The sequence below is a fragment of the Variovorax sp. genome, assembly GCF_965279555.1.
Classification (GTDB): Bacteria; Pseudomonadota; Gammaproteobacteria; order Burkholderiales; family Burkholderiaceae_C; genus Variovorax.
In genome coordinates this window covers 1,542,540-1,550,513 of the sequence record NZ_OZ257247.1, presented here as the reverse complement: position 1 = coordinate 1,550,513, position 7,974 = coordinate 1,542,540, and the positions used below count along the sequence as shown (strand labels likewise).

At 67.9% G+C, this 7,974-nt stretch carries 9 protein-coding genes; 3 read left to right on the top strand and 6 right to left on the bottom strand.

Annotated elements, in window-relative coordinates; translation table 11 throughout:
- Window positions 1-149: 149 nt before the first annotated feature.
- Genes ACQY8B_RS07525 through ACQY8B_RS07515 form a run of 3 tightly spaced genes read right to left on the bottom strand, consistent with a single transcriptional unit; the run spans window position 150 to window position 2,316 of the window.
- A complete protein-coding gene (locus tag ACQY8B_RS07525) occupies window positions 150-1,139 on the bottom strand; it encodes a FecR family protein (protein ID WP_422086125.1) in 990 nt (329 codons plus the stop codon).
- Between the two features lie 5 nt (window positions 1,140-1,144).
- Entirely contained in the window at window positions 1,145-1,705 is a 561-nt protein-coding gene (locus tag ACQY8B_RS07520; RefSeq protein ID WP_422086124.1) for an RNA polymerase sigma factor, read from the bottom strand.
- 11 nt (window positions 1,706-1,716) lie between these two features.
- Entirely contained in the window at window positions 1,717-2,316 is a 600-nt protein-coding gene (locus tag ACQY8B_RS07515) for an STN domain-containing protein (protein WP_422086123.1), read from the bottom strand.
- A gap of 278 nt (window positions 2,317-2,594) precedes the next feature.
- Here ACQY8B_RS07515 and alkB point away from each other — a divergent pair, with 278 nt between their 5' ends.
- Both alkB and ACQY8B_RS07505 read left to right on the top strand, forming a co-directional pair.
- Window positions 2,595-3,248 (top strand): DNA oxidative demethylase AlkB, encoded by a 654-nt coding sequence (gene alkB / locus ACQY8B_RS07510; protein WP_422086122.1) that lies wholly within the window; start codon window positions 2,595-2,597, stop codon window positions 3,246-3,248.
- 17 nt (window positions 3,249-3,265) lie between these two features.
- Window positions 3,266-5,107: an ABC transporter ATP-binding protein gene (locus ACQY8B_RS07505; protein WP_422086121.1), complete on the top strand. Its 1,842-nt coding sequence runs from the start codon at window positions 3,266-3,268 to the stop codon at window positions 5,105-5,107.
- Here the strand turns inward: ACQY8B_RS07505 and ACQY8B_RS07500 are convergent.
- Window positions 5,079-6,764 carry a methyl-accepting chemotaxis protein gene (locus tag ACQY8B_RS07500; RefSeq protein ID WP_428745007.1) on the bottom strand — a complete coding sequence of 562 codons (1,686 nt, stop codon included), beginning with the start codon at window positions 6,762-6,764 and terminating at the stop codon, window positions 5,079-5,081. The two genes, ACQY8B_RS07505 and ACQY8B_RS07500, sit on opposite strands and share 29 nt — an antisense overlap.
- Window positions 6,765-6,809: 45 nt before the next feature.
- On the bottom strand, window positions 6,810-7,085 hold the full coding sequence (locus ACQY8B_RS07495; RefSeq protein ID WP_422086119.1) for a hypothetical protein: 276 nt from the start codon (window positions 7,083-7,085) through the stop codon (window positions 6,810-6,812).
- Window positions 7,086-7,358: 273 nt separating this feature from the next.
- On the opposite strand from ACQY8B_RS07495, the gene ACQY8B_RS07490 reads away from it, so the two are divergent.
- Complete coding sequence (locus tag ACQY8B_RS07490) at window positions 7,359-7,565, top strand: hypothetical protein (protein WP_422086118.1); 207 nt, start codon at window positions 7,359-7,361, stop codon at window positions 7,563-7,565.
- A 22-nt stretch (window positions 7,566-7,587) separates the two neighbouring features.
- Here ACQY8B_RS07490 and ACQY8B_RS07485 read toward each other — a convergent pair whose 3' ends face one another.
- Window positions 7,588-7,914: a cell envelope biogenesis protein TolA gene (locus ACQY8B_RS07485; protein ID WP_422086117.1), complete on the bottom strand. Its 327-nt coding sequence runs from the start codon at window positions 7,912-7,914 to the stop codon at window positions 7,588-7,590.
- Window positions 7,915-7,974: the final 60 nt, after the last annotated feature.

Genomic DNA, 7,974 nt, shown 5'->3' with positions numbered 1-7,974 from the left:
GTTAAGAGACCGGGCTCGCCCGGCACGACCGACACGGTCGCGGCAAAAGACAGCAAAAATTTCCTGCGGGGTGCGACGCGGCGTGTTTTTCACAGCCGCGTCATGAAGCGCATGCATGAGGGCACGCGCGCTTTTTCAACGCCGAAGGGTCAGCCGAGCAGCACGATGCCGGCCGGCAGCGTCGTGACCTTGGCGCCGTAGCTGGCGCCGATCAGCGTCTCGATGCGCGCGAGCTGCTCCAGCCGCAGCCGCGCCTGCACCTTGCGGCGGCCCAGTTCGGCGTTGGTGACGATCAGCCGGCCCGGGCGGTAGCGGTTGATTTCTTCCACCACGGCCGAAAGCGGTGTGTCGTTGAACACCAGCACGCGGTCGCGCCATGCGTTCACGGTGGACAGGTCTGGCGCGCGCGCGAGTTCGGCGCGGCGCTGGCCGTAGTTGATCTGCTGCGACGCGGCGGCAACCAGCACGCGCCCGCCGTAGTCCAGCTCGACCGAACCGGCCAGGCAGGTCACGCACACCTCGGGGCCTGTGGCGCGCACGTTGAAGCGGCTGCCCGCCGCGGCCACCAGCTTGCCGCCCCCGACCGTCAAGGTGAACGGCGCGGTGCGCGCGGCATTCAGAAGCACCTGCGCCTCGCCCGCCAGCAGGTCGAGCGCGGCGGGCTCGCCCTCGGCGCCGCGCGCGAGATTGAAGCTGGTCTGGGTGTTCATCTCGACCACCACGGAATCGGCCAGCACCACCTGGCGCTGCTCGCCGGTGGCGGTGCTGTAGTCGGCCGTCATGTCGGACAGCGCGGGCCACAGCCGGGCGGGCGGCCGCACCACGACGAAAGCCGCCACGCCGGCCGCCAGAGCGGCGCCCAGGAAGTAGCGGCGCCCGGGGTGCGCGATGGCGGCCACTGAGCCACGCGGCGTTAATTCGGCCGCGCGCATGCGTTGCGCCACCGCCTCGGCGGCGGGTCGGGTCGCATCCCACAGGCGGGTGGCCTCGGCCATCACCTGAGCGTGCAGCGGGCTGCGGCCGCACCAGCGCTTGAAATCCTGCGCATCGACCGTGGTGGCGCGACCCGAAGTCAGGCGCACGAGCCAGTCCCGCGCCTGGGCTTCCAGGTCGGTGCGATCGTCGGACGGGGTGGTCATGGTCGTCATTCTTCTATCAATGACTGTTTTCCGGCCCCGGGACCGAACCTCTGGATCACATCGCGCCCCAAACGGCCCGCGCAATGCACCAGCGCGGCCTTCACTTCCCGCTCGACGATGCGCACCGACACGCCGTAGCGCAGCGCGATGTCCTTGTGCGGCGTCTCGTCCACGCGCGAGGCCAGGAAAATCTCGCGGCGGCGGCGCGGCAGCTCTTCGAGCGCGCGCTCCAGCGCCTGCACCTCGCTGCGCGCCTCCGACACGCGCGCCGGGTCGCGGCTCTCGTCGGCAAAGTGCAGCAGTTCCTCGACCTCGACGAAATCGAGCAGGCGGCCGTTGGCGATGCGCTTGTCTTCCGCCACGTTCGACGCAATGCGCAGCAGGTACGCCATCGGGCTGGCCACCGGGCCGGGGTCGCTCATGCGGTTCACGCGAAGCCAGGTCTCGTGCAGCACGTCGTCGGCCACGTCGTCGGACCCGAGGCGGCGGCGCAGCCGGTTGCGGAAGTCCACATAGCGGCTCGTCAGCAGGCCGCGCAGGAAACCGGGGGTGTCCTTCGAGTCCAAGGCCTGTTCGCTCAGGAAGCCGCGCGCGGCGTGACGCCCGCGCAGATGTCGGTGCTGATGCCCGTGCTGGGCAGCAGCAGGATGGTGAGCGGCTCGTCGGTGGCGCCGTCGGCGGGGGGCGTGAGCACCAGCGAGTTCATCGCGGCCTCGAGCGCCGCGTCGCGCTGGGCGACACCGGTCGAGGTCAGCATGCGCGTGCGCCGCACATGGCCGGCCGGGCCGACCCACAGTTGCACCAGCGCACGGTAGCCGCCTGGCTGCGCGCGCGGCCAGCGGCACAACGTGCGTTCCACCGCCTGCTGCACGATGCGCGCGTTGCGTTCGTCGGGCGTTGCGGCGGCGTCGGCCGGTGTGGCGGGAAGCGGGGGCGCGGGCTGCGGCGGCGCCTCGTTCTCTACCAGCGTGAAGGTGGTCTCGTCGGCATAGCGCGCCGCGAGCCGCGTGCCCACCAGCAGGCGCTGCAACGCATCGCGCGGCGCCAGGTCGCCATGCACCGCCGCCGATTCGAGCCCCGCCGCCAGTTGCCCGTCGAAAAAGACCGACTGCCCCGTCACCTGCGCGAACGCCTGCAGGGCGGCCGCCAGCGGCTGCGCGGGGATGTCGAACTTCATCGGATTTGCCGCGTCCGGCGACCGGACGGACGAATCGGCCATGGCGAGGGATGCTGCAAGGGACAGGATTCCGAAGATCAAGGTCAAGACACAAACCCACCGCGACCGAGCAACGCGAAACATGCCGGGTCCTGTCACGAAATGGAAATTGCCAGTGGCGAGAACCGCCAAGGACGTACTACTTTTTGCCGAGCGGATGCTAGTGGCGATTTGTGACAAGTTGAATGCAAGGCACCTGACTGCAAGCGCCGCACGCCGTGCTGGCGAGAATGGGCGGCATGACGACGACGCTCGCCCTGTTCGACGACCCGCCGCGCCAGGCGCGCGAACCGCTCGGCCCCGGTGCCTTCGTGCTGCCCGGCTCCGCGCTGCCTTTCGTCGATGAACTGCTGCCCGCGATCCACGCCGTGGAAGAGCGCGCGCCGTTCCGCCATCTCGTCACGCCGGGCGGCTTCACCATGTCCGTCGCGCTGACCAACTGCGGCACGCTGGGATGGACCAGCGACCGGCGCGGCTACCGCTACAGCCCCACCGACCCCGGCAGCGGGCAGCCGTGGCCCGCGATGCCGGAGCCCTTCACACGGCTCGCGCGCGAGGCCGCCGCCGCAGCCGGCTTCGACGGCTTCGTGCCCGACGCCTGCCTCGTCAACCGCTACGCGCCCGGCGCGCGGCTGTCGCTGCACCAGGACAAGGATGAGCATGACTACGGCGCGCCCATCGTGTCGGTGTCGCTCGGCATGCCGGCCGTGTTCCTGTTCGGCGGCCTCGCGCGCGGCGACAAGGCCGTGCGCGTCCCGCTCGTCCACGGAGACGTCGTGGTCTGGGGCGGCGAAGACCGGCTGCGCTACCACGGCGTGCTGCCGCTCAAAGAAGCGCCGCACCCGCTGCTGGGCGCGCAGCGCATCAACCTCACATTCCGCAAGGCGGGCTGACTGACTGACTGACACGCATGCAGGCGACCACGACCACCGACACGAAGAAGAGCAACAGCCCCGGCAACGCGATCCGCGAACTCTATGCGGCCCTCTGGCACTTCGCAGCCGGCGCGCGTGCGCAGCTGCTGGGCGCCACGGTGCTGCTCGCCATGTCGCAGCTCATACGCCTCGCGCTGCCCTACCTTGCCGGGCAGGCCATCAACGCCCTTCAGCGCGGAGAGCTGAACGGCGCCGGCCGCTGGATTGCCGCGCTGGCCGGCGTGTATGTGGGTGCATGGGCGCTGCACGGGCCGGGGCGCATTCTCGAGCGCAACGTCGGCATGCGGGTGCGCGAGACGCTGGCCGACCAGCTCTATGCGCGCATCGCCGCCGCACCGCTCGCCTGGCACGACGGCCACCACTCGGGCGAGCTGCAGCATCGCGTGCACCAGGCCAGCCGCGCGCTGTCGGACTTTGCGCAGAACCAGTTCATCTGGCTCACCAACGCCGTCAACTTCGTCGGGCCGCTGGTCGCGCTGGCGCTGCTGTCGCGCACCAGCGGCATGACTGCGCTCGCGGGCTATGTGCTGATAGGCCTCGTCATCGTGCGCATCGACCGCGCGCTGATGAAACTGGCGCGCGCCGAGAACGACGCCGACCGCCGGTACGTGGCCGCGCTGCTCGACTTCCTGGGCAATGCGTCGACCGTCATCGGCCTGCGGCTGCAGGGTGCTTCACGCCTGCTGCTGCGCAGGCGCATGGCCGCGATATCGCTGCCGTTGAAGCGCACCGTGGTGCTCAACGAAGGCAAGTGGTTCGCGGTCGACCTGATGGGGCTGGCGCTGACCTGGGGGCTGGTTGTGGTCTACGTGTGGCAGGCACGCACGCCCGGGCAGGCCGTGATGCTGGGGGCCGTGTTCATGATCTACCAGTACGCGCAGCAGGCCGCCGGCGTCGTCACATCGGTGGCCGCAAACTTCAGCTTCTTTGCGCGCATGCACACGGACTACAGCAGCGCGGAGCCGATATGGCAGGCGTCCTCGGGCGACGTGACCGCGAGCGTGCCCGAACAGGTGCCGGAGCGCGAGCGCATCGACGCATCGGCGGCGTGGAGCCGGCTCGATGTCGATGGGCTGCAATGGCGCTATGCGGCGCGCGGGGAGCCGCAAGCGGAGCCATCCGAACCCGTGAAGCGCAGCAGCGGCCTGCACGACGTGAAACTGAGCCTGCGCCGGGGCGAACGGGTCGCGCTGGTCGGGCCGAGCGGCGGCGGCAAGAGCACCCTGCTGCGCGTGCTGGCCGGGCTGTATCCGCCGGACAGCGGCACCCTGTCGCTCGATGGAAAGCCCGTCGACTGGACGCAACTGCGCCGCCTTGCCACGCTGATCCCGCAGGAGACCGAACTGTTCGAAGCCAGCGTGCGCGAGAACCTCGCCTTCGGCCAGCCGCGCGACGACGCGCTGCTGCTGGCAGCGCTGCACACCAGCACCTTCGACGAAGTGCTGAAGGCGAACCACGGCGACCTCGACACCGCCGTGTCGGAGCGGGGCTTCAATCTTTCAGGAGGACAGAGGCAGCGGCTGTGCCTGGCGCGCGGCGTGCTGGCCGCGCAAGGCAGCTCATTGCTGCTGCTCGACGAGCCGACGAGCGCGCTCGATGCCGGGACCGAGGCGCGCGTGCTGGAGCGCATCGCCGGCGCGTTTCCGGATGCCTGCGTGGTTGCATCGATCCACCGGCTGAGCCTGCTGGAGCGCTTCGATACGGTGGTGCTGATGGAAGCCGGGCACGTGGTCGACTATGGGCCGCGGGATGCGGTGATGGGGCGGCAAGTCCTCGCCGCCATGAGCACTAACACGCCCGGGCCCGCGGCTCCGTGAGCCTGAAGACATCGACCTCCTGCATCAACCTGCTAGCCTGATCTTGCAGAGCGCTTGAGGCGGCGGCGGCCTGCTCTACCAGCGAGGCATTCTGCTGCGTGGTCCCCTCTATCTGAGCAAGCGCGAGGTTCATGTGCTCGATGCCGGAAGTCTGCTCATGGCTGGCGTTCGTGATCTCTCCAATGATGCTGGTCACGCGGAGCACGCCGCTCACGATCTCCTTCATGGCCGCCCCGGCCTCCGCCGCATGGCGCGTGCCGGCCTTGACCTGGCTGACCGAATCATCGATGAGGCTCTTGACCTCCTTCGCAGCGGCGGAAGACCGTTGCGCGAGATTGCGCACCTCCGCCGCCACCACGGCAAAGCCACGCCCCTTCTCTCCCGCTCGCGCGGCCTCCACGGCCGCGTTGAGCGCCAGAATGTTCGTCTGAAAAGCAATCCCTTCAATGACCCCGACGATCTCCACGATCTTGCCGGAGGCCTCATTGATCGATCCCATGGTGTGGACGACCTGATTCACGACGCTACCCCCGCGTCCAGCCACATCGGATGCCGAGACAGCCAGCCGATTCGCCTGCATGGCGCTCGTCGCGTTCTGCCGTACCGTAGAAGTAAGCTGGTCCATCGAGGCTGCCGTCTGCTGAAGAGAGCTTGCCTGTTGCTCGGTCCGGGCCGAGAGATCCTGATTGCCGGTTGCAATCTGGGAGGAAGCCGACAGCATGGCTTCCGTGCCCTGCCGCACGCCGCTCACGATGCGCACCAGGCTTTCCTGCATGTCCGCGAGGGCATCGACAAGTGGCGTGAACTCGTCGCGATGGCTATCGACGATGGCCACCGTGAGGTCGCCCCGGCTCACGCGATTGGCGACGGCTTGTGCGGCAGCTATGCGTCGGCGGACCAGTCTGACTATGTGCCAGAAGAACAACATCAGGCCAGTGGCCACGGCGGCGACCAGCGCCACAAGCTGCAGCCGTGTCTGATCCGCGTTGGTGCGTATTGCAGCCAATTCCGTTTTCAGTGCTTCGCTCTGCCGCTTCTTGGCACGATCGAGCCACACCAGCAGACGGTTGCGGGCAGGAATGGTCTCCTGCACGAGCTGGTTGAAAGCCGCGTCCATTTCTGCGCGCTGAGCCAGTGCGACGTTCGTGTCGGCAATCGGCCAGAATTCGCCCGCCAGTTTCTCGAACTCCTTGAAGTCGTTCTGGTCCACGGGATCCGTGAGGCCCGCGCGAAAGTCAGAAGCACTTTTCTGAATGAGCCGGCGCCTTTCCGTGATATCAGCCAATGTGGCTTGAAGATCCTGGGGCGACTTCACGAGCATTGCGTGCCTGATCTGCAGCGACGCGCGGATCACGTTGAGCTCTATGGCGGCAATGCGTTGCAGTTGCGGCACGCGCAGATCTTCCGTGGCGGCGGCAAGGTCGCTGACACGGGACAACTCGCGCCACGAAACACTGGCGAGCCAGGTGAGGCTGGCCACCAGGATGGCAAGGACGCAATAGAGACGCGTGGCGATGCCAAGCTTCGCTAGAAATTTCATAGAACCCACAATCAGAAAAAGAACAGCCCCGAGCGCCGATTCCAGCCGGCCTTTTTCTATCGGCGCCTTGGAGCCTCGCAACACCGGACATATGTCAGGTGCCCGGATGAGCTCCAACGCAGAGGTCTGTCTATCTGATCGCGTGCGTGCCCGGGCTCTCTCTCAGAGCTGGCCCTGTCCGTCGCCCGTGCGGTCGTGCACCCAGCGCATCGCCTGCTGCTCCGCGTGGCGCAGCGCCTCGGCCTCGGTGGCATAGGAAACGTTGTCGGTATCCGGAGGCAATTCGACATCGGGCTGGTCAGCGGCGCGGCCGCGGCAGACCACCACGGGCCTGTAGGTCTGGTTGTCCAGCCGTTCGGCACGGCAAAGAAAGAATCGGCCCAGGTAGGTGAAGGTGACGAGGCGTTCCTCGACGACGGGTGGGATGCTGGATTCCATGTTGGTTGCTCCTGTGTGTTCGTTGAAATTCCTGGCTGATTTCGAATGTGCGGTGCGTGCCCGGCCGTGTTCGTGGGAACCGGCCCACACCATGCGTCGGCTGGCGTGGGGTGTACACACCGATGCATGGGGGTTGATCGCGTTGCAGGTCGGCTTGGCGGCACTCAACGTGCGCGGTCTCTTCAAGACAGAAGCAACCTGACCCTGCATGCGCCACCCGCCCGTGGAACTCGGCCTACAGACAGGCCGCTGGAGCGGGTTCATGGTGATTCAATGAACCACCCTATCGAACTCACCATCGAAGAGCCGCTGCCGGGCGCCTATGTCTGGCAACTGCTCGAAACCGACGACAAGGGCCAGAGCCCTCGCCTGCTGCGACGCGCCTTCGACGCCGAAGACAGCTACGAGACCGCGCTGTCGGCCGGCCAACGCGCGCTGCGCAGCGAGATCCGCGAGCGCGCGGGACCCGGGCGGCACTGAGGCCCGAAGGCCTCAGGCTGCCTTATTTCGGCGTGCCGCCGGGGACCGGCACCGGCTTGCCGGGGCGGCGAGCGTCGCGCGTTTCGGCACGGCGTTCGCCGGCTCTTGCCGCGCGGTCTGTGCCAATGGCGCCGCCTTCAGGCGTCTTCGCTTCGTCACCGGCAGCGGGTGCGACGCCCTTCTGCGGCCGACGGTCCTTGCGAGCTTCGCCTGCCATTTCCGGCTTGCCCGTGGCGTAGCCGGGCGAGTTGGGTGGCACGGCCGCACCGGGCGGATTCGACTGGGCGTGCGCCACGGTTGCAATCAAGCCCGCCATCAGCACGGAAAGCACGGATAAAGATTTCGTCATCGGGGATCTCCTGGATAAAAAAGCCCGGAAAGGGCGATCAACGCAGGAGATTCGGGGGCG

What these genes read in the sequence shown, in the direction of transcription:
- ACQY8B_RS07515 (WP_422086123.1), bottom strand. Translation starts at nt 2,316, where the DNA reads ATGAAGTTCGACATCCCCGCGCAGCCGCTGGCGGCCGCCCTGCAGGCG.
- ACQY8B_RS07485 (WP_422086117.1), bottom strand. Translation starts at nt 7,914, where the DNA reads ATGACGAAATCTTTATCCGTGCTTTCCGTGCTGATGGCGGGCTTGATT.
- ACQY8B_RS07490 (WP_422086118.1), top strand. Translation starts at nt 7,359, where the DNA reads ATGAACCACCCTATCGAACTCACCATCGAAGAGCCGCTGCCGGGCGCC.
- ACQY8B_RS07525 (WP_422086125.1), bottom strand. Translation starts at nt 1,139, where the DNA reads ATGACCACCCCGTCCGACGATCGCACCGACCTGGAAGCCCAGGCGCGG.
- ACQY8B_RS07495 (WP_422086119.1), bottom strand. Translation starts at nt 7,085, where the DNA reads ATGGAATCCAGCATCCCACCCGTCGTCGAGGAACGCCTCGTCACCTTC.
- ACQY8B_RS07505 (WP_422086121.1), top strand. Translation starts at nt 3,266, where the DNA reads ATGCAGGCGACCACGACCACCGACACGAAGAAGAGCAACAGCCCCGGC.
- alkB (WP_422086122.1), top strand. Translation starts at nt 2,595, where the DNA reads ATGACGACGACGCTCGCCCTGTTCGACGACCCGCCGCGCCAGGCGCGC.